30 protein-coding genes and 1 tRNA gene are annotated in these 25,327 nt (G+C 47.6%); 27 read left to right on the top strand and 4 right to left on the bottom strand.

Annotated features, from left to right (window positions below; genetic code table 11):
- The first annotated feature begins 1 nt into the window (after position 1).
- Genes ABD980_RS08225 through tatC form a run of 13 tightly spaced genes read left to right on the top strand, consistent with a single transcriptional unit; the run spans position 2 to position 8,270 of the window.
- The gene (locus tag ABD980_RS08225) at positions 2-241 is read left to right on the top strand and encodes a BolA family protein (RefSeq protein ID WP_260650836.1); all 240 of its coding nucleotides are present in this window, start codon (positions 2-4) and stop codon (positions 239-241) included.
- Positions 241-1,503, top strand: a complete 1,263-nt coding sequence (murA, locus tag ABD980_RS08230) for a UDP-N-acetylglucosamine 1-carboxyvinyltransferase (protein WP_300646788.1) — start codon at positions 241-243, stop codon at positions 1,501-1,503. The genes ABD980_RS08225 and murA overlap by 1 nt, the downstream gene beginning before the upstream one ends.
- Positions 1,500-2,186: an ATP phosphoribosyltransferase gene (gene hisG, locus ABD980_RS08235; RefSeq protein WP_345370920.1), complete on the top strand. Its 687-nt coding sequence runs from the start codon at positions 1,500-1,502 to the stop codon at positions 2,184-2,186. The genes murA and hisG overlap by 4 nt, the downstream gene beginning before the upstream one ends.
- Before the next feature lie 51 nt (positions 2,187-2,237).
- Positions 2,238-3,542, top strand: coding sequence for a histidinol dehydrogenase (gene hisD, locus ABD980_RS08240; RefSeq protein ID WP_345370922.1), 1,305 nt, complete (start codon positions 2,238-2,240; stop codon positions 3,540-3,542).
- 13 nt (positions 3,543-3,555) lie between these two features.
- On the top strand, positions 3,556-4,143 hold the full coding sequence (hisB, locus tag ABD980_RS08245) for an imidazoleglycerol-phosphate dehydratase HisB (RefSeq protein ID WP_260650840.1): 588 nt from the start codon (positions 3,556-3,558) through the stop codon (positions 4,141-4,143).
- 43 nt (positions 4,144-4,186) lie between these two features.
- On the top strand, positions 4,187-4,927 hold the full coding sequence (hisA, locus tag ABD980_RS08250; RefSeq protein WP_260650841.1) for a 1-(5-phosphoribosyl)-5-[(5-phosphoribosylamino)methylideneamino]imidazole-4-carboxamide isomerase: 741 nt from the start codon (positions 4,187-4,189) through the stop codon (positions 4,925-4,927).
- Positions 4,924-5,694: an imidazole glycerol phosphate synthase subunit HisF gene (gene hisF / locus ABD980_RS08255; protein ID WP_260650842.1), complete on the top strand. Its 771-nt coding sequence runs from the start codon at positions 4,924-4,926 to the stop codon at positions 5,692-5,694. Before hisA ends, hisF begins: the two co-directional genes overlap by 4 nt.
- Entirely contained in the window at positions 5,691-6,089 is a 399-nt protein-coding gene (hisI, locus tag ABD980_RS08260) for a phosphoribosyl-AMP cyclohydrolase (RefSeq protein ID WP_260650843.1), read from the top strand. Before hisF ends, hisI begins: the two co-directional genes overlap by 4 nt.
- Positions 6,086-6,421, top strand: a complete 336-nt coding sequence (locus ABD980_RS08265; RefSeq protein ID WP_300647002.1) for a phosphoribosyl-ATP diphosphatase — start codon at positions 6,086-6,088, stop codon at positions 6,419-6,421. Before hisI ends, ABD980_RS08265 begins: the two co-directional genes overlap by 4 nt.
- 59 nt (positions 6,422-6,480) lie before the next feature.
- Positions 6,481-6,849: a histidine triad nucleotide-binding protein gene (locus tag ABD980_RS08270; RefSeq protein WP_345370927.1), complete on the top strand. Its 369-nt coding sequence runs from the start codon at positions 6,481-6,483 to the stop codon at positions 6,847-6,849.
- 12 nt (positions 6,850-6,861) lie between these two features.
- Positions 6,862-7,089, top strand: a complete 228-nt coding sequence (gene tatA / locus ABD980_RS08275) for a Sec-independent protein translocase subunit TatA (protein ID WP_260650847.1) — start codon at positions 6,862-6,864, stop codon at positions 7,087-7,089.
- A gap of 18 nt (positions 7,090-7,107) precedes the next feature.
- On the top strand, positions 7,108-7,515 hold the full coding sequence (gene tatB, locus ABD980_RS08280) for a Sec-independent protein translocase protein TatB (RefSeq protein ID WP_260650848.1): 408 nt from the start codon (positions 7,108-7,110) through the stop codon (positions 7,513-7,515).
- Entirely contained in the window at positions 7,512-8,270 is a 759-nt protein-coding gene (tatC, locus tag ABD980_RS08285) for a twin-arginine translocase subunit TatC (RefSeq protein WP_300647001.1), read from the top strand. The genes tatB and tatC overlap by 4 nt, the downstream gene beginning before the upstream one ends.
- Positions 8,271-8,303: 33 nt before the next feature.
- Here the strand turns inward: tatC and ABD980_RS08290 are convergent, their stop codons facing one another.
- Positions 8,304-9,011 carry an alpha/beta hydrolase family protein gene (locus ABD980_RS08290; RefSeq protein ID WP_300647000.1) on the bottom strand — a complete coding sequence of 236 codons (708 nt, stop codon included), beginning with the start codon at positions 9,009-9,011 and terminating at the stop codon, positions 8,304-8,306.
- A gap of 29 nt (positions 9,012-9,040) precedes the next feature.
- Here ABD980_RS08290 and ABD980_RS08295 point away from each other — a divergent pair, with 29 nt between their 5' ends.
- A complete protein-coding gene (locus tag ABD980_RS08295; protein ID WP_345370929.1) occupies positions 9,041-9,817 on the top strand; it encodes a Nif3-like dinuclear metal center hexameric protein in 777 nt (258 codons plus the stop codon).
- A gap of 56 nt (positions 9,818-9,873) precedes the next feature.
- On the opposite strand, the gene mscL is transcribed toward ABD980_RS08295, so the two are convergent.
- Entirely contained in the window at positions 9,874-10,341 is a 468-nt protein-coding gene (gene mscL, locus ABD980_RS08300; protein WP_300646998.1) for a large conductance mechanosensitive channel protein MscL, read from the bottom strand.
- 124 nt (positions 10,342-10,465) lie between these two features.
- On the opposite strand from mscL, the gene petA reads away from it, so the two are divergent.
- From petA to ABD980_RS08350, 10 genes are all read left to right on the top strand, one after another.
- Complete coding sequence (gene petA / locus ABD980_RS08305) at positions 10,466-11,113, top strand: ubiquinol-cytochrome c reductase iron-sulfur subunit (RefSeq protein ID WP_260650853.1); 648 nt, start codon at positions 10,466-10,468, stop codon at positions 11,111-11,113.
- A gap of 43 nt (positions 11,114-11,156) precedes the next feature.
- Positions 11,157-12,542, top strand: a complete 1,386-nt coding sequence (locus ABD980_RS08310; RefSeq protein WP_260650854.1) for a cytochrome b — start codon at positions 11,157-11,159, stop codon at positions 12,540-12,542.
- Positions 12,543-12,561: 19 nt separating this feature from the next.
- The gene (locus tag ABD980_RS08315; RefSeq protein ID WP_300646996.1) at positions 12,562-13,416 is read left to right on the top strand and encodes a cytochrome c1; all 855 of its coding nucleotides are present in this window, start codon (positions 12,562-12,564) and stop codon (positions 13,414-13,416) included.
- Between the two features lie 110 nt (positions 13,417-13,526).
- Entirely contained in the window at positions 13,527-14,135 is a 609-nt protein-coding gene (locus ABD980_RS08320) for a glutathione S-transferase N-terminal domain-containing protein (RefSeq protein ID WP_260650856.1), read from the top strand.
- A gap of 2 nt (positions 14,136-14,137) precedes the next feature.
- Positions 14,138-14,554: a ClpXP protease specificity-enhancing factor gene (locus tag ABD980_RS08325; protein ID WP_260650858.1), complete on the top strand. Its 417-nt coding sequence runs from the start codon at positions 14,138-14,140 to the stop codon at positions 14,552-14,554.
- 45 nt (positions 14,555-14,599) lie between these two features.
- Positions 14,600-14,675: transfer RNA gene (locus ABD980_RS08330), tRNA-Thr, on the top strand.
- Between the two features lie 169 nt (positions 14,676-14,844).
- On the top strand, positions 14,845-15,825 hold the full coding sequence (locus ABD980_RS08335; RefSeq protein ID WP_345370934.1) for a TRAP transporter substrate-binding protein: 981 nt from the start codon (positions 14,845-14,847) through the stop codon (positions 15,823-15,825).
- A gap of 13 nt (positions 15,826-15,838) precedes the next feature.
- A complete protein-coding gene (locus ABD980_RS08340; protein ID WP_345370936.1) occupies positions 15,839-16,321 on the top strand; it encodes a TRAP transporter small permease in 483 nt (160 codons plus the stop codon).
- Positions 16,318-17,607 (top strand): TRAP transporter large permease, encoded by a 1,290-nt coding sequence (locus tag ABD980_RS08345; RefSeq protein WP_300646993.1) that lies wholly within the window; start codon positions 16,318-16,320, stop codon positions 17,605-17,607. Before ABD980_RS08340 ends, ABD980_RS08345 begins: the two co-directional genes overlap by 4 nt.
- 97 nt (positions 17,608-17,704) lie before the next feature.
- Positions 17,705-19,273: an LTA synthase family protein gene (locus ABD980_RS08350; RefSeq protein ID WP_345370939.1), complete on the top strand. Its 1,569-nt coding sequence runs from the start codon at positions 17,705-17,707 to the stop codon at positions 19,271-19,273.
- Between the two features lie 175 nt (positions 19,274-19,448).
- Here ABD980_RS08350 and ABD980_RS08355 read toward each other — a convergent pair whose 3' ends face one another.
- Positions 19,449-19,709, bottom strand: coding sequence for a response regulator (locus ABD980_RS08355; RefSeq protein WP_345370941.1), 261 nt, complete (start codon positions 19,707-19,709; stop codon positions 19,449-19,451).
- 35 nt (positions 19,710-19,744) lie between these two features.
- On the opposite strand from ABD980_RS08355, the gene ABD980_RS08360 reads away from it, so the two are divergent.
- From ABD980_RS08360 to ABD980_RS08370, 3 genes are read left to right on the top strand one after another with little or no spacing between them, the layout of a single operon-like run.
- Positions 19,745-20,137: a diacylglycerol kinase gene (locus tag ABD980_RS08360; RefSeq protein ID WP_345370943.1), complete on the top strand. Its 393-nt coding sequence runs from the start codon at positions 19,745-19,747 to the stop codon at positions 20,135-20,137.
- A 59-nt stretch (positions 20,138-20,196) separates the two neighbouring features.
- The gene (locus ABD980_RS08365) at positions 20,197-22,128 is read left to right on the top strand and encodes a DUF294 nucleotidyltransferase-like domain-containing protein (RefSeq protein WP_345370945.1); all 1,932 of its coding nucleotides are present in this window, start codon (positions 20,197-20,199) and stop codon (positions 22,126-22,128) included.
- Between the two features lie 3 nt (positions 22,129-22,131).
- Positions 22,132-22,866, top strand: a complete 735-nt coding sequence (locus ABD980_RS08370; protein ID WP_345370947.1) for a 3'-5' exonuclease — start codon at positions 22,132-22,134, stop codon at positions 22,864-22,866.
- 36 nt (positions 22,867-22,902) lie between these two features.
- Here the strand turns inward: ABD980_RS08370 and ABD980_RS08375 are convergent, their stop codons facing one another.
- Positions 22,903-25,317 (bottom strand): penicillin acylase family protein, encoded by a 2,415-nt coding sequence (locus ABD980_RS08375; protein WP_345370949.1) that lies wholly within the window; start codon positions 25,315-25,317, stop codon positions 22,903-22,905.
- Positions 25,318-25,327 lie beyond the last annotated feature (10 nt).

The raw sequence follows: 25,327 nt of genomic DNA on the forward strand, positions 1-25,327 counted from the left end.
TATGTTGCCGACACCCGAACTCGTACAAAAGTACATTGCCGACAACTTGAACTGTGAACACATCGAAGTCCAAGGGGATGGCTCTCACTTTGAGGCCATCATTGTTAGCCCTGCCTTTGAAGGCAAAAATCGTATCCAACGTCACCAAGTTGTATATGCCGCACTGGGTGACCGCATGAAAAGCGAAATCCATGCGCTATCCATGCGTACTTATACTCCCGAAGAATACAAGGCTCTATAATGGATAAACTACGCATCACCGGTGGCCAGAAACTCCACGGGGACATTACTATTTCTGGCGCCAAGAATGCGGCGTTACCGATACTTTGTGCCAGTCTACTCACCGCCGACGACATACAACTGCACAATGTCCCACGGTTACGCGATATTGATACGGCATGCCAACTGCTCGCGCAGCTTGGCGTGCGCGCTCATACCGAAGGCGAGTCCATTACGCTCAATGCCTCTGCCATCACTAGCCTAGAAGCCCCTTACGAGCTCGTCAAAACCATGCGGGCTTCTATTTTGGTGCTTGGTCCACTGCTAGCGCGCTTTGGTAAAGCCCGCGTCAGTCTACCCGGCGGCTGCGCTATCGGGCAACGACCCGTTGACCAACATATCAAAGGCTTACGCGCCATGGGCGCCGACATCGAACTAGAGCACGGCTTTGTGGTCGCTACCGCCTCACGCCTAAAAGGCGCCACAATTCGTACCGATATGGTCACTGTGACCGGAACAGAAAACCTGCTGATGGCGGCCGTACTCGCCGAAGGCGAAACCATTCTTGAAAATGCGGCCCAAGAGCCCGAAATCGTGGATCTGGCCGAACTCCTTATTAAAATGGGCGCCAAAATTTCTGGCCATGGCACAGAGCGTATTGTGATCCAAGGGGTGGATAAACTCCATGGCGCCACCCACGCCATCATGCCCGACCGCATCGAAACGGGTACGTTTTTATGCGCTGTGGGTGCAACGGGTGGGGATATTTTACTGCGCAATACTGCAGCCAGCACATTACAGTCCACTTTGGATAAACTCACCAAAGCAGGCGTCAACATTGAATGCGGCCCAGACTGGATTCGTGGTCGTATGGACCAACGTCCTCAGTCCGTCAGCTTTAGCACCGCCGAGCACCCGGGTTTTCCTACGGACATGCAAGCGCAGCTTATGGCACTCAATGCCCTAGCCAATGGCACAGCGATTATTGTTGAAAATATTTTCGAAAACCGCTTCATGCATGTCCAAGAGCTTATCCGCCTAGGTGCCAAAATTGAAACCGATGGCCACACCGCTCGCGTCAAAGGCGTAGAAAAACTGCTCGGTGCGCGCGTAATGGCAACCGATTTACGTGCATCTGCTAGTCTCGTTATTGCCGGCTTAGCCGCCCAAGGCGATACCATTATTGATCGTATTTATCATTTAGATCGCGGTTATGACCGCATGGAAAACAAACTCGCAGCCGTAGGCGCTCAAATCGAACGCCTGCATCAGGAATCCCTATGAGTCCAGCCAACCCAAACCGTCCCTTGACCTTAGCCCTTTCCAAAGGTCGAATTTTTGATGAAACCATGCCCTTGTTGAATCAAGCTGGCATCGACGTTTTAGAAAACCCAGAAAGCTCACGCAAACTCATCTTGCCAACCAACTCGCCGGATGTACAAATCATCATTGTGCGGGCAACCGATGTGCCTACCTATGTGCAATATGGTGCCGCACATATTGGTATTGCGGGTAAAGACGTTCTCTACGAGCATATGGAGCGTCACCCAGGCGGTTTGTATCAACCTGTGGACTTAAACATTGCGCGCTGCCGTATGTCTGTGGCGGTCCCCGAAGGCTTTGATTATCACAATGCTGTCAAACAGGGATCACGCTTGCGAGTTGCAACCAAATACACGCGTGCAGCCCGCGAACACTTTGCCAGCAAAGGGGTCTACATAGACCTTATTAAGCTCTATGGCTCCATGGAGCTAGCACCACTGGTTGGTTTAGCGGATGCTATTGTAGACCTAGTCTCTACAGGTGGCACATTGCGTGCTAACCGGTTGGTAGAGGTCGAGGAAATCTCCCAAATCTCCTCTCGGCTCATCATAAACCAAGCCGCCATGAAAACCCGCCAAACTCAACTTCAGCCTCTAATTGATGCTTTAATGCACGCTGCTGTTGAGCCAAAGCCCAAAAACTAGGCGAACCGATATACACTATTTACATGTATTCGCTTTGGAAACTTTGTTGTTATGACCGTTATTCGTCGTTTGCAGTCTGACTCTGCCCTATTTCAAGCTGAACTCACACAGCTACTCGCCTTCGAGGCATCCCAAGACGCCTCTATTGAAAACGCCTGTAGAGAGATTTTGCAGCAGATCCGCCAGCGCGGAGATGCCGCCCTAATCGAATACACCCATCGTTTTGATGGTGTACAAGTACAGCATGCGCATGAGCTCGAGATCTCACACGACGAATTACAACAAGCGCTAGCAGGCTTACCCGCTGACCAACGCGACGCTCTAGAGACCGCCGCGCAACGGATTCGGCAATACCATGAGCATCAACGGGGCCAAAGCTGGACCTACACCGAAGACGATGGCACCACCTTAGGCCAAAAAGTTACCCCTCTGGATCGAGTCGGGCTTTACGTTCCCGGTGGCAAAGCCGCCTACCCCTCCTCGGTATTAATGAATGCGCTTCCCGCCAAAGTAGCGGGGGTGCAAGAACTGATCATGGTCACCCCCACCCCCCATGGTGAGCGCAATCCATTGGTTTTAGCTGCAGCTGCACTAAGCGGAGTAGATAAAGTCTACGCCATTGGCGGAGCCCAAGCTGTTGGGGCGCTGGCCTACGGCACAGAAACCATCGCTGCCGTCGATAAAATCGTTGGCCCTGGCAACGCCTATGTGGCCGAAGCCAAACGCCGCGTTTTTGGTACAGTAGGGATCGATATGATCGCTGGCCCTAGCGAAATCCTCATCATTGCGGATGGCAGCGCTCCGGCAGAATGGGTCGCCATGGATTTATTCTCTCAAGCAGAACATGACGAGCTGGCCCAATCCATCTTACTTTGCCCCAGCGCCGATTACCTAGATGCCGTAGAGCAAGCCATTCAAGACCTATTACCCACGATGCCTCGTGCCGAGATCATCAAAAAAAGCTTAGCCGATCGTGGTGCCCTGATTAAGGTCAGAAATCTACAAGAAGCCTGTGATATTGCTAACTTTATCGCACCAGAGCACTTAGAAATCTCTACCGTTAATCCCGAAAACTGGCTAGAGCATATCCGTCATGCTGGGGCGATTTTCCTTGGGCACTATAGCTCAGAATCACTCGGTGATTATTGCGCCGGCCCAAACCATGTCTTACCCACTTCTCGCACTGCGCGTTTTTCCTCGCCCCTAGGGGTCTATGATTTTCAAAAACGTAGCAGTATTATTCAAGTATCCCAATCTGGGGCACAAAGCTTAGGTCCAATTGCTGCAACCCTTGCTAAAGGCGAAGGTCTATTCGCACACGCAGCAAGTGCCGAGCTTCGTCTCCAAGATTCTTAATTTATTACTTACTATGCGTACTGCCGAAGTTACTCGTAATACCAGCGAAACCCGTATTCGCGTGTCGATCAATTTAGACGGTACCGGTCGTCAAAACCTAAATAGTGGCGTGCCCTTTTTGGATCATATGCTCGACCAAATCGCACGCCATGGCATGATTGATCTGGATATTCATTGCGATGGGGACACTCATATCGACGACCACCACACGGTGGAAGACATTGGTATTACTCTAGGTCAGGCGGTGGCAAAAGCCATCGGGGACAAAGCGGGTATTCGTCGTTATGGACATGCTTATGTGCCCATGGACGAAGCCTTATCCCGTGTTGCCATCGACTTCTCCGGCCGTCCAGGTCTGTTTTATTTTGTTGACTTTACCCGCGCTCGCATCGGTAATTTTGACGTAGACTTGGCTCGTGAGTTTTTCCAAGGCTTTGTTAACCACGCCCAAGCCACGGTACACATTGATAACCTGCGCGGTGAGAATGCTCACCACCAATGCGAAACCATTTTTAAAGCCTTTGGTCGCGCCGTTCGTATGGCACTGGAAATGGACCCACGTAATGAAAACGTGATCCCCTCCACCAAGGGTGTACTCTAACCTTTAGCTTGTTCACTTTTACGCATTTATTGGCTATAACATCATGCTACTCATTCCTGCCATCGACCTCAAAGACGGACGCTGTGTACGTTTGCGCCAAGGCGCACTAGATGACGTTACTGTTTTCTCCGATGATCCCGCTGCTATGGCGGAACAATGGCTAGACCAAGGGGCGCGACGTCTACATCTGGTCGATCTTAACGGCGCATTTGCTGGTAAACCTGTCAACCAAGACGCCATTGCGGCGATTTTGGATGCTGTCAATGACGAGATCCCGGTACAAATTGGTGGTGGTATCCGTGACCTCGACACCATTGAGACGTATCTTGATATGGGTATACGTTATGTCATTATTGGCACCGCTGCCGTAAAAAGCCCTGGTTTTTTACGTGATGCCTGTAGCGCCTTTCCTGGTAGCATTATTGTTGGGCTAGACGCCCGTGATGGCAAAGTTGCCACCGATGGCTGGAGCAAAGTCTCCCGCCACGATGTGCTTGATCTTGCCAAAAAATTCGAGGACTACGGTTGCGAGTCCATCATTTACACTGACATTGGTCGTGACGGCATGCTCTCTGGCGTTAACATCGAAGCCACCGTACGTTTAGCTCAACACGTCAATATCCCTGTTATCGCCTCCGGTGGGGTTACCGATATCAAAGATATCAAAGCCTTATGCGAAGTCGAGAACGAGGGTGTAGAGGGTGTGATTTTAGGCCGGAGTATCTACGAAGGCACCTTGGACTTCGCCGAGGCGCAAACCTTTGCTGACGAGTACGAAGCATGAAATCTGAACCATCTTGCCGTATTATCCCCTGCCTTGACGTCACCGCCGGTCGTGTCGTAAAAGGCGTTAACTTTGTTGACTTAGTTGATGCAGGGGATCCTGTAGAAATCGCCCGTCGTTATGATGAACAAGGCGCAGATGAACTTACCTTGCTCGATATTACGGCGACCACCGAAAACCGCGACACCATTCTTCCTGTCATAGCCGAAGTCGCCAAACAAATCACTATCCCGCTGACCGTGGGTGGTGGGATCCGAGAGATCGAAGACATTCAACGCATCATCGATGCCGGCGCACATCGCGTTTCTATCAACAGCGCCGCCATTACAAACCCTGACTTGATTCGCGTTGCTAGCGAACAGTTTGGAAAAGAGCGCATTATCGTTGCTATCGATGCCCGCCAAACAGCAACAGACCCACAAAAATGGGAAATTTATACCCATGGTGGCCATCGCGCCACTGGTCTGGATGCCATCGAGTGGGCACAACGCGTAGAAGCACTAGGAGCCGGTCAGCTGCTAGTCACTAGCATGGATAAAGACGGCACAAAAACCGGCTTTGATCTCGATCTAACTCGTGCTATTGCCGAAGCGGTCAACATCCCCGTGATTGCCTCTGGTGGCGTAGGAAACCTACAGCACCTCGCCGATGGCGTTCTTCAGGGCAAAGCCGACGCGGTGCTAGCCGCCAGCATTTTTCACTTTGGCGAGCACACTATTGCTGAAGCCAAAGCTTTTCTGCGTGATCAAGGCATTACGGTACAATGAGTATGTCTTGGTTAGATCAAGTTAACTTTGATAGCAATGGCCTAATACCGGCCATTGCTCAAGACCACCTAAGCGGACGCATTTTAATGGTTGCGTGGATGAATGCCGAAGCGCTAGCCGAAACCGTTGCTACGCAACGTGCCGTGTACTGGTCACGCTCGCGCCAGCGCCTATGGCGCAAAGGCGAAGAATCCGGTCACCACCAGTCAGTGCGCTCGATTCGCTTAGACTGTGACGCTGATGTTATTTTACTTACCGTAGAACAGCACGGTGACATTGCCTGTCACACAGGACGGCATAGCTGCTTTTTTCAGCGTCTTAACACCAACGGGGACACCCCTAAATGGGAAATCACCGACCCCGTTTTAAAAGACCCAAAGTCCATTTACTCATGAACGCCGATCTTATATTTGCTGAACTCGCTGCTGTGCTGAAATCACGCTTGCCCTCTGCCGGTGGTGATCCTGATAGCTCTTATGTGGCTAAACTTTATGCCAAAGGCCCCGATGCATTTTTAAAAAAAATTGGCGAGGAAGCCACTGAACTAGTGATGGCAGCTAAAGACCAAAACCGCGAAGCAATCATTGCGGAAACGGCCGACCTTTGGTTTCATAGTTTAGTCGCATTAAACTACTACAATATCGAACCTAACGATATTATGGCTGAGCTAGCGCGTCGCCAAGGCATTTCCGGTCTAGTGGAAAAAGCCAATCGCAAAGACGCCTAACTATGGCACAATAGCTAACAAACGGATTTAATGGAAAAGGGCTTTGCCCTGTAGTACACATGAGTCAAAACTGCTTATTTTGCAAAATTATTGAAGGCAGCATTCCGTCAACGAAGGTTTATGAAGACGATGAGTTTCTTGCCTTTAAAGACATTAACCCGGTCGCTCCAGTGCATATTCTGCTGATTCCTAAACACCATATCGTCTCCATGCAGCATGTCACCCCCGACGATGCCTCCTGGCTCGGCAAAATGATGGCTCTGGTGCCTAAGATCGCCGCCGAAAGTGGCTGTAGGCCAGGACCAGAAGGCGGTTACCGTCTAGTCATTAATAACGGGCAAGACGGCGGTCAAGAAATCGATCACTTACACTTACATATCATTGGCGGCCCACGCCCTTGGAAAAACACGGCAACTGCGGTTGCATAACGGAGGCCCAACATGGGTAGTTTTAGTATTTGGCATTGGTTAGTTGTATTGGTCATCGTTGCCTTGGTTTTTGGGACCAAAAAACTGCGTAACATTGGTGAGGACCTAGGTGGCGCGGTCAAAGGGTTCAAAAAAGGCATTAAAGAAGCCCAAGAGGACGATCTTCCACCTAAGCAAGTTCCCGATCAGAGCACCGTAGACGTTCACGCCACAGAAAAACAAGACGTCTCTAAACACTAACGCGGCGCATGTGGCCCTATGTTTGACATTAGCTTTAGTGAACTTTTACTCATCGGCGTGGTGGCGCTAGTGGTTCTTGGACCCGAGCGCCTGCCACGGGTCGCCCGTACGGTTGGGCATATGTTTGGGCGTGCCCAGCGTTACATGAACGAGGTCAAAAGCGACATTCAACGCGAAATCGATTTAGACGAGATCAACTCCATTAAAAAACAAATGGAGGAAGCCTCGACCTCTATTAAGCAATCCGTGAATCAGTTCAGCAACCAAATCAAAGACCCCCTCGAAGAGGCACGTAAAGCTGTCAACGAATTAGGACAAGATACAGAGCAAGTGGGGGAAAGCCTTATCAAGGATACCAAGATCACCTCGGATCCCGCGCCCACTTCTCCCGCTTCTGATGATCGCCCTGGTGATAAAAAAGAATGACTACCCCCACTAACGATACGTTCATCTCCCATTTGGTTGAGCTACGCAGCCGCCTTTTAAAAGCGGTAGTCAGCGTGCTGGCCGTATTCATCCTTTTGTTTTTATTTCCTGGGCCATCGGTCATTTATGATTTTTTAGCGCAACCGATGCTCGCGTCGTTACCCCAAGACACGCGTATGATTGCCACAGGCGTGATCACCCCATTTATGGTGCCTGTCAAAGTCACGCTGCTTACTTCATTTATTATCGCCCTGCCTATTGTGCTGTATCAGGCCTGGGCATTTATTGCCCCGGGTTTATACACACACGAAAAACGCCTGGCTCTGCCCCTGATTTTTTCTAGCACACTGCTCTTCATTTTGGGGATGGCTTTCTGTTATTTTGTGGTGTTTAAAACCGTTTTTCATTTCATCGCGTCCTTTGCTCCCGACTCCATCACACCCGCGCCAGATATCGAAGCCTACTTAAACTTCGTGATGACGATGTTTATTGCTTTTGGGATCACCTTTGAAGTGCCGATTGCGGTGGTGCTACTGGTTAAAACTGGCCTAACCTCTGTCAAAAAACTACGCGAAATCCGTGGCTATGTAATTGTGGGTGCTTTTGTCATCGCTGCTGTGGTTACCCCGCCCGATGTAATCAGCCAGTTTCTCTTAGCTGGACCACTATGCTTGTTATACGAGGTCGGTATTATTTTTGCCAACCTAATCAAGCAGCCTCTCAAAACAGAAGCTGATATCGAGGCAGAATCCTAGCTTGTCTCATATAAAAAGGGCATAAAGCCCTTTTTACCTTTGCTCTAGCCATGCTTTTACCCGCGACCAAAATCCCAAGCTCGGGTCAATCACCTGCTGGTGGCTCAATGGCTCTTCCCAATACCACAGCTGATCACCGGTCTCGATAGCACGCTGGGTAAATTCCCGCGCATAGCTTACAGGAACACGCTCATCCAAAAAGCCATGAATCAACAATATAGGGCAACCTAGAGGTAATTGCGCAATAGGCGAAGCAGCTAAAAACAAAGAACTGTTTTTTTCAGGGGATGTTTTAAAAAACGCTTGGGCAGCTGCTTCTCCTAACTTGTCATGATACGCACGGACCACATCAGTTACTGGTGCCAACGCCACTACGGCCTCCACTTGAGACGCCGTTAGCAAAGCCAGCTGCCCCCCTACCGAATGCCCAATACTCAGCAAACGCTTAGGAAGCTGAAGTTGTTGAGCATGCTGTTTAACCTGCTGCAACGCCAGGGAAACGTCATCCCGAATCACAGGCCATTCCCCACCGCAATCCGCGCGTCGATATTCTATATTCGCTACTGCCCAACCGGTGGCTCGTAAATCTTGTGCCAAAGGTAGCATCAAGCTCAAGTCATGCTGCTGACGCCAAAACCCACCATGAATCAAAGCAATCACACCTTTGACCTTTACTTCAGTCTTGGGCATAAACCATTGAATAAATTGGGACTTATCTGCCCCATACGTTAGAATCTCCATATTTACCACCTTTTATTTCTCCTATTAATATGGCCAGTATAAACACTTCGCAATTAGTTCAATGGCTCGACAACTATCTACAAGCCTCGCGCTTTAAGGACTACTGCCCGAATGGGCTGCAAGTCGAAGGCACGCCAACCGTTCAACATATTGTGACCGGTGTGACAGCCTCTCAGGCGCTACTAGAAGCGGCGGTTGAACGCGGCGCGGACACCGTTTTAGTACATCATGGTTGGTTTTGGAAAAACGAGGACGCTCGTATTCGGGGCATGAAAAAAAAGCGCTTAGCTTTTGCGTTGGAACACGACCTAAATCTTATTGCTTATCATTTACCTTTAGATGCCCATCCTGAGGTCGGCAATAATACCCAACTCGCGTTACAGCTTGGTTTACAGCAGGATAAGGACGAAGATGGGCAACCTATAGGAATTGGTCCTAGCGGCCTTATTCAATTAGGTTATTTAGAAACTCCCAATACCCTAGAAAATGTTGCTAAAAAGCTTTGTCAACAATTGCAACGAAGCCCTTTGGTTGTTGGGAATCCACAACAGATTATCCAGCGCGTCGCTTGGTGTACGGGTGGTGCCCAAGGATTTATGACCGAAGCCATTGACGCCGGCGTTGATTTATATATCAGTGGCGAAGCCTCGGAACCCAACTATCATTACGCCTTAGAAAGCGATACGGCTTATATTGGTGCCGGCCACCATGCAACAGAACGCTATGGCGTAAAAGCACTGGGCGACAAAGTTGCCGCCCAGTTTGGTGTCAAAGTGGAGTTTATCGACATCAACAACCCCATTTAACGCGGAATAAAGCCCGTAAATCAGGGCTTTAAGGTACAATTAGCGCGATTCACTCATTAAGCATTTTTGTTTTTGAGAGCATCGCGAATTTCTCGCAATAGCACCACATCCTCGGGTGTGGGTGCTGGCTCAGCCGGAGCCGCAGCTTCCTCGCGGTGGGCTGCTTGGCGCATACGGTTAATCATCTTAACCATTAAAAAGACCACAAAAGCCAACAAAATAAAGTTGATCAAAATGGTCAAAAAGTTGCCCCAAGCAAACACTACTGCCCCTGCTGCATTAAGCTCCTCGAGTGTATATGCACCGCTGTAGCCTTCAGGAACACGTAATACGGTGAACTGATTTGCAAAATCGACTTCTCCCCCAAGGATAAAGCTGATAATCGGCATAATGACATCCTTCACCAGGGAATCGATGATTTTGCCAAACGCGCCACCAATAATTACCCCTACCGCGAGATCAATCATATTGCCTTTAACAGCAAAATCGCGGAACTCTTTTAAAAAACCTGTGGTTTTACTCATATAAACCTCTTAATGACATCACAGAAAATTTGCTAACGCTATAATATATAGCTGCAATGAAAATACCCAGACCAAGTCCGTAAATTGTGCAAAGCCCAACGTGGGCAGAAATAAGGATACTAGAATGAGTCAAATTACGACACAGCCCAACGAAAACGGAGCGGAAGAAACTTCCATTCTCCCGTCCGACCCTTCGCGTCGTTTTTGGGTCACTACCGCCTGTGCGGTCGGTGGTGTCGCCGGTGTGGCTACCGCAGTCCCTTTTGTGGGCTCGTTTGCTCCCTCGGCCAAAGCTCGCGCTGCAGGCGCACCCGTAGAAGTCGATATTTCTACACTCGCTCCAGGCGAAATGCGCACCGTCGAATGGCGCGGTAATCCCATCTGGATTCTGCACCGTACCGAAGCCCAATTAGCCGCTTTGAAAACCAACGACACTGACTTGGCCGATCCTAACTCCGATCGCCCTGGCTTTACTCCGGAATACGCCAAAAACGAATTCCGCTCCCGTCGTCCCGAAATCTTTGTGTGTATTGGTATCTGCACCCACTTGGGTTGCTCCCCTACACCACGCTTAGACGCAGGTGCTCAGCCGGGCGTACCCTCTAGCTGGACAGGTGGCTTCCTCTGCCCATGCCACGGCTCGACATTTGATCTCGCAGGTCGTGTCTTCAGCAACAAACCTGCTCCGGATAACCTTGAAATCCCTCCTTACGAATTCTCCGCCGATGGCACCCGTGTCATTATTGGTGTTGATGAGTTCAACAAGGCGTAAAAGGTCTCTACCGTCTTCATAATTCGATTAAAGGAGCCGTTTCATGGCTGGCGACAAAACTGTTGAAACGACAGGTCTATTAGGGTGGATAGATAAGCGCTTCCCGCTGACATCCCTCTACAAAGACCATATGTCTGAATACTACGCGCCAAAGAATTTCAACTTTTGGTATTTCTTTGGTTCTTTGGCCCTACTTGTGCTTGTTATTCAGATCGTGTCAGGGATATTCCTTGTCATGAACTACAAACCCGATGCAGAGCTTGCATTTGCTTCGGTGGAATACATCATGCGCGAAGTCCCCGGCGGTTGGTTTATCCGCTATATGCACTCCACGGGCGCATCCATGTTCTTCGTGGTTGTGTATTTGCACATGCTGCGTGGGTTGTTTTATGGCTCATACCGTAAACCCCGCGAACTTGTATGGATCTTCGGTGTAGCGATTTTCCTTTGTCTAATGGCAGAGGCCTTCTTGGGCTACTTGCTCCCTTGGGGACAAATGTCCTACTGGGGTGCTCAGGTGATTGTGAACCTGTTCTCAGCCATTCCTTTTATTGGTCCTGAGCTTGCTATCTGGATCCGTGGTGACTATGTGGTCTCTGACGCCACCTTGAACCGCTTTTTCTCCTTGCACGTTATTGCCATTCCCTTGGTCTTGATTGGCCTAGTTGTGGCGCACTTAATTGCGCTTCACGAGGTTGGTTCCAACAACCCCGATGGCATCGAGATCAAAGAAGGTCCTAAAAACGAAAAAGGGATCCCCCTTGATGGTATTCCCTTCCATCCCTATTACACCGTGCATGATATTGTGGGTGTAGCGGGTTTCCTTATCGTATTTGCGGCCATTGTGTTCTTTGCCCCAGAAATGGGTGGGTATTTCTTGGAGTTCAACAACTTTATTCCGGCTGACCCCATGAAAACCCCTCCGCACATTGCTCCTGTGTGGTATTTCACCCCTTTCTACTCTATGTTACGTGCAACCACAGACGACTTCACTTGGCTGCTCGCCGGTGCATCAGTTTTGGCTGCGATTATTTTCTTCTTCAAAGGCTTACCCGGCAAAATGCGCGTCATCGTACCCGCTATCCTAATCGCCGTAGCCATTGCGCTTAAAGTCTTTGATGCGAAATTCTGGGGTGTGGTCGCCATGGGTGGTACGGTTGTGATCTTGTTTTTCCTACCTTGGTTAGATCACAGTCCAGTTAAATCCATTCGTTATCGTCCGACCTGGCATAAATTCCTATACGCCATCTTCATCGTAAACTTCTTGATGTTGGGCTATTTAGGCACACAGCCGCCTAGCGATTTATACAACCTGCTCAGCCAAGTTGGCACAGTGATTTACCTTGCCTTCTTCTTCCTGATGCCAGTTTGGAGCCGCCTAGGTACATTTAAGCCAGTTCCCGAGCGCGTTACCTTCCGCGCCCACTAAGGACCTTTTTCGACACGGAATGACCATGATTAAAAAAATCCTTGGCGCACTGGCCCTCACCTTATCCATCGGTGGCATAGCTCATGCCGCCGATGGCGAGTACCCCATTGAAAGCGCCCCTAACCGCATCACCGACCTTGCTGCTTTGCAAAACGGTGCTAAGCTATTTGTTAACTACTGTTTGAACTGTCACAGCGCCAATGCCATGCGCTATAACAAGCTCACAGACTTAGGTATTACCGAAGAGGAAATCAAAAAGAATCTACTTTTTACCTCTGATAAAGTCGGCGACACCATGTCTATTGCAATGCGTCCTGCTGACAGTAATAAATGGTTTGGTACCACACCCCCCGATTTATCCGTGATCGCACGTGCTAAATCGGCGAACTTAAGCCACAGCGGTACCGATTACATTTATACCTATTTGCGCACCTTTTATCGCGACACAGCGCGTCCTACCGGTTGGGATAACTTAGCCTTCCCAAGCGTGGGCATGCCACATGCAATGTGGGAGCTCCAAGGCCCCGTCAAAACCCAACGCGTTAAAGTTTCTCTAGAAAACGTGGACGGTAAAGAACAATGGGTACGTACTACCACCGACATTGACGAAAATGGTTTCCATACCGTCAATACAGAGGTACTAAACGGCTATTCGGGTCCCGCTACAGAAACCACCACCTTGACACCACTCGACCCCGAGCGTCAGGCACAGTTTGATAGCGATGTGGCTGACCTAAGTAACTTTTTAGGTTGGATGGCAGAGCCCGTACAGACGTTCCGTAAACAAATCGGTGTGGCTGTCATGTTATTCTTATTCTTGTTCTTCTTCGTTGCATGGCGCCTGAACAAAGAATACTGGAAAGACATCAAGTAAGACCATTAGGTCGCTATTCGTTGTGCGCGCCTGCTCTGTTTTAGAGCAGGCCGCCTTTTCTGTTTAAAGCTTAGGCTTTTTTGCTTTTTCACGACTGGAATCCACATACTATGATGGTACTCTACTCTGGAACCACTTGTCCTTTCTCTCAACGCTGTCGTTTTGTGTTGTTTGAAAAAGGCATGGACTTCGAGGTTCGCGATATCGACTTGTATAACAAGCCCGAAGATATTTCCGTGATGAACCCTTACGGCCAGGTACCTATTCTGGTCGAGCGTGAACTCATTTTGTACGAATCCAATATCATCAATGAATACATTGATGAGCGCTTCCCTCACCCACAGCTTATGCCTGCCGACCCAACCATGCGCGCACGCACTCGCTTATTCTTATTTAATTTTGAGCGTGAGCTGTTTTCCCAGGTCTCCATTCTTGAAGACCGTAACGAGGTAGACGCTAAAACTCAAGAGCAAGCTCGCCAAAAAATCCGCGACGGCTTAGCTCAAATTGCTCCTATCCTCACCAAAAACAAATACATGCTTGGTGAAGAGTTCTCTATGCTAGACGTGGCCATTGCACCTTTACTCTGGCGCTTAGATCACTACGGCATTGAGCTTCCTAAGTCCGCCGCACCGATCCAAAAATACGCTGAGCGTGTTTTCTCTCGCCCTGCTTTCATCGAAGCCTTAACCCCTTCCGAAAAAGTGATGCGTCGCTAATTATGTCTGAAACCTCCACTAAACCCTATTTGCTTCGCGCTTTACACGAGTGGTGTACAGATAACGGTTACACCCCTCATATTTTGGTAGAGGTCGACGAGAACACAGTTGTGCCTACCGCTCATGTAGAAGACGGTAAAATCACGCTCAACATCGGTTATTTGGCCACGAACCAACTGGTGATTGGTAACGAATATATCGAGTTTCAAGCTCGCTTCAATGGGGTAACGGAAGACATATTTGTTCCCATCGGTACAGTCGCCGCCATCTTTGCCCGTGAGACCGGTGCAGGTATGGGTTTTGAGGTAACGCCATCAACCCCCTATCGTCCTGATGCGGCTTCAACATCAAAGACGGATGATGCTCCCAAAGACCCGCCCCCCTCGGCTCCTCGCGGTCATTTGCGCATCGTTAAATAATTTATCTTGCTTTTTAAAAAAAGCAACGATATAATTATGTTTTTAGCCGGCTTAGCTCAGTTGGTAGAGCAGCGCACTTGTAATGCGAAGGTCGAGGGTTCAACTCCTTTAGCCGGCACCAGAACACTAGCGGTTTTCCGCATAAAAAGGCTACCAGATCTGGTAGCCTTTTTTCTTTTGTTCCTCTGAAAGAATAGCTCCACAACCCTGCGCAGCGAAAAATAAGGTTACGGTTTACAATCTAAAGGTTTGATTGATGACTAATGCTAGTAACTAGCAGGAGACACCGGATGTTTTCCTCCATGAAAAAATACGTATTCCTAATGGGTCTGGGCTTAGCGCTTATGGCTAACCTAGCTCATGCCCGCACTTTTACCTTTGCTTTGCCTATACCTGCCGAATCCCACTATGGAGCAGCGGCAAATGCGTTTAAAAGTACTTTAGAACGCTTATCCAACCACCGGCACACCGTCAGCATCAAACCCAATGGCATGTTAGGCAGTGAGCGCGAAGTACTGGAAGGGCTACAAATCGGCTCGGTAGACTTTGCGATTTCTTCTACAGGCCCTGTTGGTGGCTTTGTTCCAGAAACCTATGTCTTGGATCTCCCCTTTTTATTTCATGACTATGCGCATGCCCGCCAAGTCATGCAAGGTACTGTAGGCCAACAACTACTCCATGCTTTTACTGCACATGATATCCACGCCTTAGGCTGGGGAGAAAATGGCTTTAGGCACTTAACCAACTCGCGCAAGCCCGTTCATCACCCTGAAGACCTCAAAGGGCTGAAAATCCGGACTCAAGAAAACGATATCCATATCCAGTCTTTTAAAGCATTAAATGGTGCGCCCACACCTATGGCTTGGCATGAGGTATTTACCGCATTACAACAAGGCACCATTGATGGCCAAGAAAACCCCATGGCCGTTTTTGTGTCTACCGGCATTTGGGAGGTGCAAAAATACGCCACCCTATCAGGGCATTTTTACTCACCTGCGGTCATTATGATGTCTAAACAACACTGGGATCGTCTTTCTGCAGAAGAGCAGTCGTGGGTCGAACAAGCCACTGCTGCGGCTATTGAAGCCAACTATGCTTTTGTGGATCAAAATGAAGCCGAAGGCATTGCCCAGCTTAAAGCCCATGGCATGGAGGTAGTCGAAACCATCGACAAAGCGGCTTTTGTCTCGGCAGTACAACCCGTCTACGACGCATTTATTAAAAAATACGGCACAACGCTTTTAGCGCCTATTCAAGCGCAACAGCCTTAAGCTCCACCTACCAATGCGTACTCGCCTTATTAATCTATGTGAACGCTTTACCGCTTTTACACAGGGAGTCTCTGCTCTTTTGCTGGTGTTGGCCACCCTATTGGTTTTCTATCAGGTCATCACACGCTTTTTACTGAACAACCCTGCCACATGGACCGAAGTCTTAGCACGTGCCGCCATGATCTGGATGGTATTTTTAGCTGCTGGTGCCGTTTTTAAGCAAGGCAGCATGATTACTTTAGATTTTTTTAGAGCGATCCTGCCTCCATCTGTACAAAACATCTTACTCGGCGTGGTAACGTTATTGTGTACCCTGTTTATCGCCGTGTTGATCTGGTATGGCTATCAAATGACAGGACGCGTCCATAAACAAACTGTAGCGCTCTTAGGTGTACCGATGTCATGGCTCTATGCTGCTATCCCCGTTGGCGCACTTTGCGCCATCCCAGGGATCATTTTGCATTACCTTAAGCCCGCCTCCTCACAAAACTCATGAATGCTGCGCTTTTTAGCACCTTAGTTATTTTATTTGTCTTATCGGTACCGGTTGCCGTCTCTATTGGGCTTGCCTCTGTATTCAGCATCCATTTTTTTAGCCACTTACCTTTGCTGGTCGTACCACAAAAAATGTTTGCGGGCTTAGACAGTTTTCCCTTACTGGCTATCCCCTTTTTTATTTTGGCTGGCAACCTCATGAGTCATGGGGGAGTCTCGTACCGTTTAGTCCATTTTGCTAAAAGCTTAGTAGGTAATGTTCAAGGTGGTTTAGCAAGCACCGCTATTATCACCTGTATGATTTTTGCGGCAATTTCAGGTTCCTCCGTTGCTACTACTTTTGCCGTAGGTGCTATTTTAATCCCCGCTATGGTCAAACAGGGTTATCCTGTGCCGATGGCGGCCACCATTCAGGCCACTTCGGCCGAACTCGGCGTGATTATCCCTCCCTCTGTACCGATGATTTTATATGCCGTCTCTACAGAAAACTCGGTACGACAAATGTTTATTGCTGGCATCGGCCCAGGCATACTGATCGCCATTTTCTTATTAATAATGGTACAGATTTGGTGTCGTCTGCAGGGCATTGGTAAACAAGACACTACTCCAGACCTCTCCTTTTGGCAAAGCAGCAAACAAGCCTTTTGGGCATTACTGTTACCCATTTTAGTCATCGGGGGGATTTACGGAGGGGTTTTTACGCCAACAGAAGCAGCGGCAGTTGCCGCCGTCTATGCGTTTTTTGTAGGCTGTTTTATTTATAAAGAACTCTCTTGGCACAAACTGGTTCACGTTTTAAAAGTCTCTGCCACTGCAACCAGTGCCATTATGCTCATCATTGCCGCAGCCAGCTTATTTTCTTTTTTGATCGGCTTATCCGGCATAGCTCAAGAAATCAGTGACTGGGCCAAACATACTTTTGAGCATAAGTGGTCTTTTTTACTCTTTACCAACGCCTTATTGTTTGTAGTGGGCATGTTCATTGAAACCTCTGCCGCTATTCTTGTTCTGGCTCCTTTACTGGCTCCTATTGCGGTGAGCTATGGAGTTGACCCTATCCATTTTGGCATCATTATCATTGTGAATTTAGCCATGGGGATGATTACGCCCCCATTGGGTGTGAATCTATTTGCCGCTGCCACCATTGCGCAAATACATGTGACCCGTATGTTTAAACCTTTGATCATCCCGGTATTCACACTCCTGCTTGCTTTACTGTGTATTACCTATATTCCCGAAATCAGTCTCTATTTACGAGATCTTATCGTTACACCAATGTCTTTTTGACGAATTTTTGACGTTTTCTTCAAATAAGATTGATGCGCTGCTCGCTAATATGCCCCTATCCGCCTTTATCTGGGTGCCATTTTTTAGCGTGCAGACTATGTATTCACAACTTTTTTTCTTTTGTCTTAGCAGCTTGGCTTTATTAAGTCTAAGTCGTCTTGGGCTGTGTTTATGGCAGTATGAACGCGTGCAAGCCGTAAACGGCTGGGTGCCTATTTTATGGGGTGGGTTACGCATAGACCTACATCTTATCGCTGCTTTAACCGCTATTCCTTGGCTATTTGCCCCTTGGCTTGATGATGCCGCCGCCGCACATCGCGTGCTTGCTCTTTATCTCAGCTTAGGCGGTATGCTTATTGTTCTTCTCGAGATATCCACACCCCAATTTATTTTGGAATATGACACTCGTCCCAATCGACTTTATGTGGATTATTTAAAACATCCTAAAGAGGTGTTTGGCATGCTTTGGAAGGGTTATAAAGGCATTGTTCTAGGGGGATCACTGCTTTGGCTTGTTATCAGTGCGGCTAATTTTTACGCCTTAACGGTGGTTGCGACGCCTCTTACTGCCTTACATTGGCCAAGTGCATTAGGCTGTAGCTTACTGAGTGCCATCGTCCTGTTTGGCTTAATTCGAGGTACATGGCGTCACCGTCCAATTAACCCATCAACCGTGGCTTTTTGTGGCGATGCCATGGTGAACACGCTGGCTTTAAATAGCTTATATAGCGTGCTCTACGCAATCTATAGTATTAAAAATGAGCGCTCTGCAGAGCAGGCTTATGGAAAAATACCTGCAGATCAAATGATTCACATCATCAGAAAACAGGCCGGTATAGAACAACCTGCCTCACACCCCCTATTACCCACATTACACTCTTCTTCTCCAGCCCAGTCTCACACTCAGCCCAAAAATATCGTTCTCATTGTTGAGGAAAGTTTAGGCGCTCAATATATCGGTAACTTGGGCGGATCCGGACTCACTCCTTGGATCGACTATTTAAGCCAAGAGGCTTGGAATTTTACGCGTGCTTATGCAACAGGAACGCGTTCAGTACGTGGGTTAGAGGCGATTAGTGCGGGGTTTCCGCCAACCCTATCTGATGCTGCCGTGCGCTTGTCCGGAGCGCAGTCGCGCTTTTTTACACTGGCTCAACTACTGAACCAGCAAGGCTATGTGTCTCGGTTTATTTATGGAGGCGAAGCCCATTTTGATAATATGAAAAGCTTTTTTCTGGGTAATGGTTTTACCGAGTTACATGATCAAGCCACGTTCAAAAACCCTGCTTTTACTGGCACATGGGGGGTCAGCGATGAAGACATGTTTAACCGCCTTCATACGCTTTTAAGTCAACAAAAACCCACCGACCCACCTAGCTTAAATTTGGCTTTTTCGGTAAGCAATCACTCACCTTGGGAGTACCCGGAGGGCAGAATCACTCCTATCGGTGAGCCCGCCTCGGTAGAAAACACCGTGCGCTATGCAGATTGGGCGCTAGGACAGTTTTTTGCGCAAGCCCGCCAAAGCGACTATTGGGATAACACGTTATTTTTAGTGGTAGCTGACCATGATGCTCGAGTAGGCGGCAAAAGCTTAGTCCCCTTACAACATTTTCATATTCCGGTCATGATCTTACCCAACCTCATGCGGGTGGGCGCGCAATGATGCAATACGGAGAAAACTACGGCTATCTAAAAGACAACTGTCTCACTGTGCTGGAGCCCCTACGCGAACCCAGCCAATGGCTGTATCAAGCCCCCCATACGTATCAGCCTTATCCCTTAGATCCTGAGTTACTCCAAGAAGCGTTAGCACATGCGCTCTGGCCTCATTGGGCTTATCAGAACGGGGCGCATACTGCAACACGCGTGCTACTGCCCAAATCCTGACGAATACGTTGGCACAAGCCAAAGCCCGACACCCCAGGCAGCATCACATCCAAAACAATCACATCGTACGTATTTGTCGCCAACAAATGCAAAGCCACCAGACCATCATGTGCAAAGTCTAAAATATATGCATCACTATCAAAAAACTCCGCCAAATTCGCGCTTAAATCCGCATTATCCTCAACAATGAGCAAACGAATTGGGTTGGCCATGTTCCGTCCTTTATTTTTACAGTCTACTAAGTGTAATGGATAAGTCTTCTTTTTCTCAGTACAAAAGCCAAGGCGGGGTAAAGCGCCTGTTTCGCGCTTTCGGTTATTCGCTCAAAGGCCTAAAAGCCGCGCTAAAAAACGAAGCCGCTTTCCGGCAAGAGTGCGCTCTTGCGGTCATTTTACTACCCGCAGCATTTTGGTTGGGACGCTCCGCTACAGAGATTTTTCTCTTGATAGCCAGCGTGGTGCTCGTTCTCATCGTTGAGCTGATCAACAGTGCCATTGAGGCTCTGGCCGACACAATCAGTACCGCTCACCATCCCCTACTCGGACAAGCTAAAGATCTAGGCAGTGCTGCGGTATTACTTTGCCTAGTACTAGCAGGGGGCTGGTGGGGTTACATTTGTGTGGATCGTTTTCTGTTATAACCAATACAAGCACCTTAGGGCCTACGTGCCCTTGTCTCTTTTTATCGTGCCAATGTGTTATGCCATCCAGCCCAACCCCTACCGCTCAAGCAGCAATACAACAAAATAGTCAGGCTATTTTGCATTTTTTACAGCAATACCCCCCTTTTAATCAAATGGAAATGGGGCATTTGCTCATGCTCATCGAAATGGCATGGTTACGTTTCTATGCCAAGGGGGACTTTATTACCGGCCCCAATAACGAGGCCGAGCAATACTGGTTTTTAATTCGCCAAGGGCTTGTACGTGGTGAACGCCCCAACCCCAAACTGCCTGATAATGTAGAGCGATTTTTATTAACTGTGGGTGATCAATTCCCTATTGCTGCAATTTTAAGCCAACGCTCGACTCGCACCTCTTATACGGCTCATGAAGACTGCTTTTGTTTGGTTTTAAAAGCCTCTGATTTTGTAAAGCTACTGCGTGTATCAGAGCCCTTACGCTCTTATGCTATCCAAGGGGTCAGTAGTTTATTTGCGGAATTACAGCAACAAGTGCAAGCACGCGCTTCGGCGCACCTAGGCGCCGACTATTCCATCCATGATGACTTACGTCACTTAGTCGTTCGTCGTCCGATTAGCTGCGATGCCCAACAGCCGTTGCAAGCCGTTTTACAACAAATGCAGCAACATCAAATCGGTAGCATGGTCATCGTCGATGAGGCCCAAAAGCCTATTGGGATTTTTACCTTACGGGATTTACGGCGCGTTTTAGCAGAAGACCCGCAGAACTTATATGTTCCCATTGCCCAACTAATGATTCCTGATCCTTTAACACTGTCCCCTGATGCGAGCGCCTTTGATGCGGCGTTGCTCATGGCACAACAGCACATAGGGCATGTTTGCTTAATCGAAAATGGCAAACTGGTCGGGGTGGTTTCGGAACGCGACCTATTTTCTTTGCAACGAGTGGATTTAGTCCATTTATCTCGGGCTCTACGCCATGCCCCCTCGATTCGTCATTTACAACAATTGCGTACGGATATTCACCACTTGGTCGATAGTATGCTGGCCCATGGTGCGGATGCCATCCAAATCACGCAAGTGATCACACAGCTAAACGATCACACCACCGCACGCATCATCGAACTGGTTCTACGACAAAGCGGCGACCCCGGTATCCCTTTTAATTGGTTGGTGTTTGGGAGCCAAGCGCGTGGTGAGCAAGCCTTAAGATCCGATCAAGACAACGGTATCCTATTTATTGCTGACAACCCCGCACAAGCGGAACAGTATAGACAACGCTTACTGCCTATTGCCCAAGCCATTAACGAAGCCCTAGATAGTTGTGGTCTCGAGCTATGTAAAGGCAACATCATGGCAGGGAACCCCAAACTATGCTTATCCTTAAACGAATGGCAAGCGCGCTTTGATGAAATCATTCGCACTCCTGACCCCAAACATTTATTACAAGCCTCTGTTTTTTTTGATATCCGCTGTATTTGGGGCGAAGATTTAGGCTTTGAACGCTTACACCAAACCATTATTCAGCAAGCACAACATAACCATCGTTTTTTACGTCGTTTAGCACAAGCCGCCCTAAACTACCCCAGCGCCCCTAGCCAACTACGTCGTTGGATTGCTAAAACAGTGGGCTCAGCCAGCGGTGCACGCTTAGAGCTCAAACGCCATGGACTGGGGCCTTTTGTAGACGCGGCTCGGGTCCTAGCCTTATCCGCTTTTATTCCAGATGCTTCCACCACAGATCGCCTCGATCGCTTAGCGCAAAAGGGGATTATTAGCGCTAAAGATGCCGAGGTCTGGAAAGACGCCTATCGTTATTTACAGCTTCTGCGCTTACAGCTGCATCAGCGCCAAGAAAAGAACCAGCAGCCTTTAACCAATACCTTGCAATTAGACGCTTTAAACCAGTTGCATCGCCGTATGCTCCGCGAATCATTACGCCAAGTCCGATACATCCAAACGTTTATTACGTATCGCTATAGGATTTAAATCATGCGCTATGGTTGGTGGCAAAAACTCAAAAACTACTATATCGCCAAACGTTCTCAACAAACCGGCACACATCCTGATCGTATGGCGCAGCACCTTGTGGAGCAAGCACCACCTATTATTCCTTCTGATCAGCCCCTGCATACACCGGTGATGGTCTTTGACTTAGAAACCACAGGGCTCAATACCCGCACCGACACCGTTTTATCAATTGGTGCAGTGAAAATTCAACCTGAAGGCATCCCTTTGGGTGCTGGTTTTTATCAAGTATTAGATATTGCGGTAGATCTTCAAGGAGAAAGCCAGCTCATCCATGGGCTCACCCAGAAAGACTTGGCTCAAGGCTGCGATCCTCGTCAGGCGCTTTTGGATTTTTTTCTTTACGCCCAAGATCATATATGGCTGGTTTTTCATGCTGAATTTGATCGACGCATGTTAAAAAATGCAGCGCTCCAACACTTAGGGCTAATTGTAGACCCACAACCCTTGGATATCGCACAAATTGCCCCTTTGCTTTTCCCCGAGCATGACCACGCTCACGCAGGGCTAGATCACTGGCTAGAAGTCTTTCAACTACCCATGTTAGCAAGACACAATGCACTGGCGGACGCCCTAGCAGCAGCTGAATTGCTTATGATTCTTATTCACCGTGCACAAGAGCAAGGTTTTCAAAGCTGGGGGGAAATCCAGACCGCTTGCTCTAAACAGCGTCAGCTCAAGCGGTTGCTTGGCACCTAAAGCAAAAGCACCACGAAGGTGCTTTTGCTAAAGTAGTTAGCGAACTCGTAGTTTCATAACTGCTGATTGATTTTTTTCGACCTGCTCTGGTTTTAACCAACCTTTTTTATACTCAAAGTTCGCATACAAATCTAATTGATCGTCATAATGTGGCGATCTAACCCCATTTGGCCCAATAAATCCACTTTGTCCCGGTGGTAACACATCTAAATACTCCACCCCATCTGGATAAAATATTACCTGATGATTTGATGTACCTCGATTCATATAAGTATCAATCACCATAGCTTCCGATGGTGAATTTATAGGCACCCCTCCAAACGTTTCCACACTAAAGTCATGTGTTCGTACAGGGTACAACATCTGCTCAAACCGTTTATCTTTCCTTGCTTTTAATACTTCTTGCATGACATTACGCATAAAAGTAACACGGTCTACGCCTAACACATCAAAATCTTGCTTAACTCCCGCTTCTTCTCCCTGCAAAGCATTTAATAAGGCCATCGTACCAACAGCGCCACGTAATTCATTTACTTGAAGTAATTGTGTTAAAAATGGCTCAGGTACATGGGGATTAAAAGCCATATGTAATGCTAGCCTTAACCACTCATTAAACAATGCATAGCCTGGCGCATCATAATATCCATCACCATCTTCATCCATCATCCTGCCATCCCAATCAATAATCAACTGTGCCGCCGTCTTAATATCTTTCGAAATCTTTGGATGACCTAATAACTCTAAGAAAAACGGCTTAAAATAATTAATATTAATATTTTGATAGGATGCATGACGGTTCAAATCATTAATTTCCACTAAAGATAACCGACCATGTTTATCAATATAGTCCCCAACAACATCCACTCGATCTACCTGCCCCCAAATTAATGAATCTGAGTTATTCCAGTTCCCTTGAGGCTTATTATTCCAGTTAGCAATATAACCTTTGCTTGGGTTTTTAACTTTAGGTAAATATTGAAAATCTAATAATCCCTGCCACTCGTAATCTCCATTACCTAAAGTAGGTAATCTTGGGTCAAGATTTTCTGACTTAATAGGAAAATGTCCTAAAAAAGCATAACCAATATTTTGGTTTTTATCTATGTAGTACCAGTTCATGCTTAGAGGCATGCTCTTACCTAAAGATAAAAACTCAGACCAGTTTTTGACTTTGCTTAACCGTAACCAAGTTATTAATGACGAGACCTCTTTCCCCTGCCAACTACGTTTTTTGGCATATGCTGTATTATTTTCACTGTCAAAAAATAAAACCTGACCATGAATAGTACTAAAAAATTTTATTTTTACGGGGTCATTATCTTTAACCTGTATGGTCTCCACCCTCTCTGAGAAAGATAACCACTGCCCTTTATATTCATATAAATCATGAGAGGAAGGGTGTAATTTAACTTGAAAAACATCAGTTGTATCACCATACCCTACCGTCACCCCCCATGCTATCTCACCATTAGTCCCCCAGTTCAGCAATGGTAAGCCCCATGAGCTGGCCCCAACGGCATCCCAACCTGCTCCATGTAAAGCTATGCCAAAAGGATATCCTGGAACATTATTTCCATACTGTGGCCCATTAACAAATACAGCTCTATTAATTTCTGTTTTATCAGGGCTAAATATCCATAAATTACTAGCTATAGGATAAGTATTAGGACCATCAGCTTTATGAAGAGCTATAGATAAATTTCTGTGCTTGCTTAAAGTAGAATAAGATATGGGAACAAGTCCATTATCCCATCTATCTACAATTAGATTTTTTTCAGGCTGTTCTATTTGCTCATCATCTGAAATAGTTACAGGTGATTTGGGATCATTAACCCAACGTAACTGATTAAAAAGTGCTAGCCCTTTTTCATGGCCATGAATTTTCCTCAGCTCTGTTAGTAATGCGTAATTCCCAATCTCCTCATTTGCATCAGAAAAGTTTGTAGCTATTGTTCGAATATACACACCAACCACATCTACTTCATCTATGAAAGTAGGCATAAAACCAAACTCATTAAACTGTATAGGAAGAAATAAATCAGGTTGGTCTAAAACCTCTTGTAGCCGTGCATTATAACCAGCAACATAACCCTTCAATATAGCTCTATCATCTTGGGGCAGTGCTTCAATTTGCTGTCGGATCTGATGAGGATCATAACCAGCACGAGCAAGTTGATCAGACTTAATATATTCTGCACCAAGCACCTCGGCCACCGTTCCTCGAGCCATTCGCTTTAACATTTCCCACTGAAACAATCTATCTTCCGCTACTGCATAGCCCATTCCATAAAACAACCCTTTTACATCATCTGCATAAACATGAGGTGTGCCATACAGATCCCGCTTAATAACCACCTCAGTATCAGAAGAAACGACACTAGCACAACCATTTAAAAAGAATGTCACCATAACGGCAGTGACAATAGCTAGCCGCCTCTTTATATAATTCATTGTCTACTCC

The organism is Paenalcaligenes hermetiae (genome assembly GCF_039543645.1).
Lineage (GTDB): Bacteria > Pseudomonadota > Gammaproteobacteria > Burkholderiales > Burkholderiaceae_B > Paenalcaligenes > Paenalcaligenes hermetiae.

Excerpts from the sequence above, each read along its gene's own strand:
- ABD980_RS08225 (WP_260650836.1), top strand. The coding sequence starts at position 2 with ATGTTGCCGACACCCGAACTCGTACAAAAGTACATTGCCGACAACTTG.
- murA (WP_300646788.1), top strand. The coding sequence starts at position 241 with ATGGATAAACTACGCATCACCGGTGGCCAGAAACTCCACGGGGACATT.
- hisG (WP_345370920.1), top strand. The coding sequence starts at position 1,500 with ATGAGTCCAGCCAACCCAAACCGTCCCTTGACCTTAGCCCTTTCCAAA.
- hisD (WP_345370922.1), top strand. The coding sequence starts at position 2,238 with ATGACCGTTATTCGTCGTTTGCAGTCTGACTCTGCCCTATTTCAAGCT.
- hisB (WP_260650840.1), top strand. The coding sequence starts at position 3,556 with ATGCGTACTGCCGAAGTTACTCGTAATACCAGCGAAACCCGTATTCGC.
- hisA (WP_260650841.1), top strand. The coding sequence starts at position 4,187 with ATGCTACTCATTCCTGCCATCGACCTCAAAGACGGACGCTGTGTACGT.
- hisF (WP_260650842.1), top strand. The coding sequence starts at position 4,924 with ATGAAATCTGAACCATCTTGCCGTATTATCCCCTGCCTTGACGTCACC.
- hisI (WP_260650843.1), top strand. The coding sequence starts at position 5,691 with ATGAGTATGTCTTGGTTAGATCAAGTTAACTTTGATAGCAATGGCCTA.
- ABD980_RS08265 (WP_300647002.1), top strand. The coding sequence starts at position 6,086 with ATGAACGCCGATCTTATATTTGCTGAACTCGCTGCTGTGCTGAAATCA.
- ABD980_RS08270 (WP_345370927.1), top strand. The coding sequence starts at position 6,481 with ATGAGTCAAAACTGCTTATTTTGCAAAATTATTGAAGGCAGCATTCCG.
- tatA (WP_260650847.1), top strand. The coding sequence starts at position 6,862 with ATGGGTAGTTTTAGTATTTGGCATTGGTTAGTTGTATTGGTCATCGTT.
- tatB (WP_260650848.1), top strand. The coding sequence starts at position 7,108 with ATGTTTGACATTAGCTTTAGTGAACTTTTACTCATCGGCGTGGTGGCG.
- tatC (WP_300647001.1), top strand. The coding sequence starts at position 7,512 with ATGACTACCCCCACTAACGATACGTTCATCTCCCATTTGGTTGAGCTA.
- ABD980_RS08290 (WP_300647000.1), bottom strand. The coding sequence starts at position 9,011 with ATGGAGATTCTAACGTATGGGGCAGATAAGTCCCAATTTATTCAATGG.
- ABD980_RS08295 (WP_345370929.1), top strand. The coding sequence starts at position 9,041 with ATGGCCAGTATAAACACTTCGCAATTAGTTCAATGGCTCGACAACTAT.
- mscL (WP_300646998.1), bottom strand. The coding sequence starts at position 10,341 with ATGAGTAAAACCACAGGTTTTTTAAAAGAGTTCCGCGATTTTGCTGTT.
- petA (WP_260650853.1), top strand. The coding sequence starts at position 10,466 with ATGAGTCAAATTACGACACAGCCCAACGAAAACGGAGCGGAAGAAACT.
- ABD980_RS08310 (WP_260650854.1), top strand. The coding sequence starts at position 11,157 with ATGGCTGGCGACAAAACTGTTGAAACGACAGGTCTATTAGGGTGGATA.
- ABD980_RS08315 (WP_300646996.1), top strand. The coding sequence starts at position 12,562 with ATGACCATGATTAAAAAAATCCTTGGCGCACTGGCCCTCACCTTATCC.
- ABD980_RS08320 (WP_260650856.1), top strand. The coding sequence starts at position 13,527 with ATGATGGTACTCTACTCTGGAACCACTTGTCCTTTCTCTCAACGCTGT.
- ABD980_RS08325 (WP_260650858.1), top strand. The coding sequence starts at position 14,138 with ATGTCTGAAACCTCCACTAAACCCTATTTGCTTCGCGCTTTACACGAG.
- ABD980_RS08335 (WP_345370934.1), top strand. The coding sequence starts at position 14,845 with ATGTTTTCCTCCATGAAAAAATACGTATTCCTAATGGGTCTGGGCTTA.
- ABD980_RS08340 (WP_345370936.1), top strand. The coding sequence starts at position 15,839 with ATGCGTACTCGCCTTATTAATCTATGTGAACGCTTTACCGCTTTTACA.
- ABD980_RS08345 (WP_300646993.1), top strand. The coding sequence starts at position 16,318 with ATGAATGCTGCGCTTTTTAGCACCTTAGTTATTTTATTTGTCTTATCG.
- ABD980_RS08350 (WP_345370939.1), top strand. The coding sequence starts at position 17,705 with ATGTATTCACAACTTTTTTTCTTTTGTCTTAGCAGCTTGGCTTTATTA.
- ABD980_RS08355 (WP_345370941.1), bottom strand. The coding sequence starts at position 19,709 with ATGGCCAACCCAATTCGTTTGCTCATTGTTGAGGATAATGCGGATTTA.
- ABD980_RS08360 (WP_345370943.1), top strand. The coding sequence starts at position 19,745 with ATGGATAAGTCTTCTTTTTCTCAGTACAAAAGCCAAGGCGGGGTAAAG.
- ABD980_RS08365 (WP_345370945.1), top strand. The coding sequence starts at position 20,197 with ATGCCATCCAGCCCAACCCCTACCGCTCAAGCAGCAATACAACAAAAT.
- ABD980_RS08370 (WP_345370947.1), top strand. The coding sequence starts at position 22,132 with ATGCGCTATGGTTGGTGGCAAAAACTCAAAAACTACTATATCGCCAAA.
- ABD980_RS08375 (WP_345370949.1), bottom strand. The coding sequence starts at position 25,317 with ATGAATTATATAAAGAGGCGGCTAGCTATTGTCACTGCCGTTATGGTG.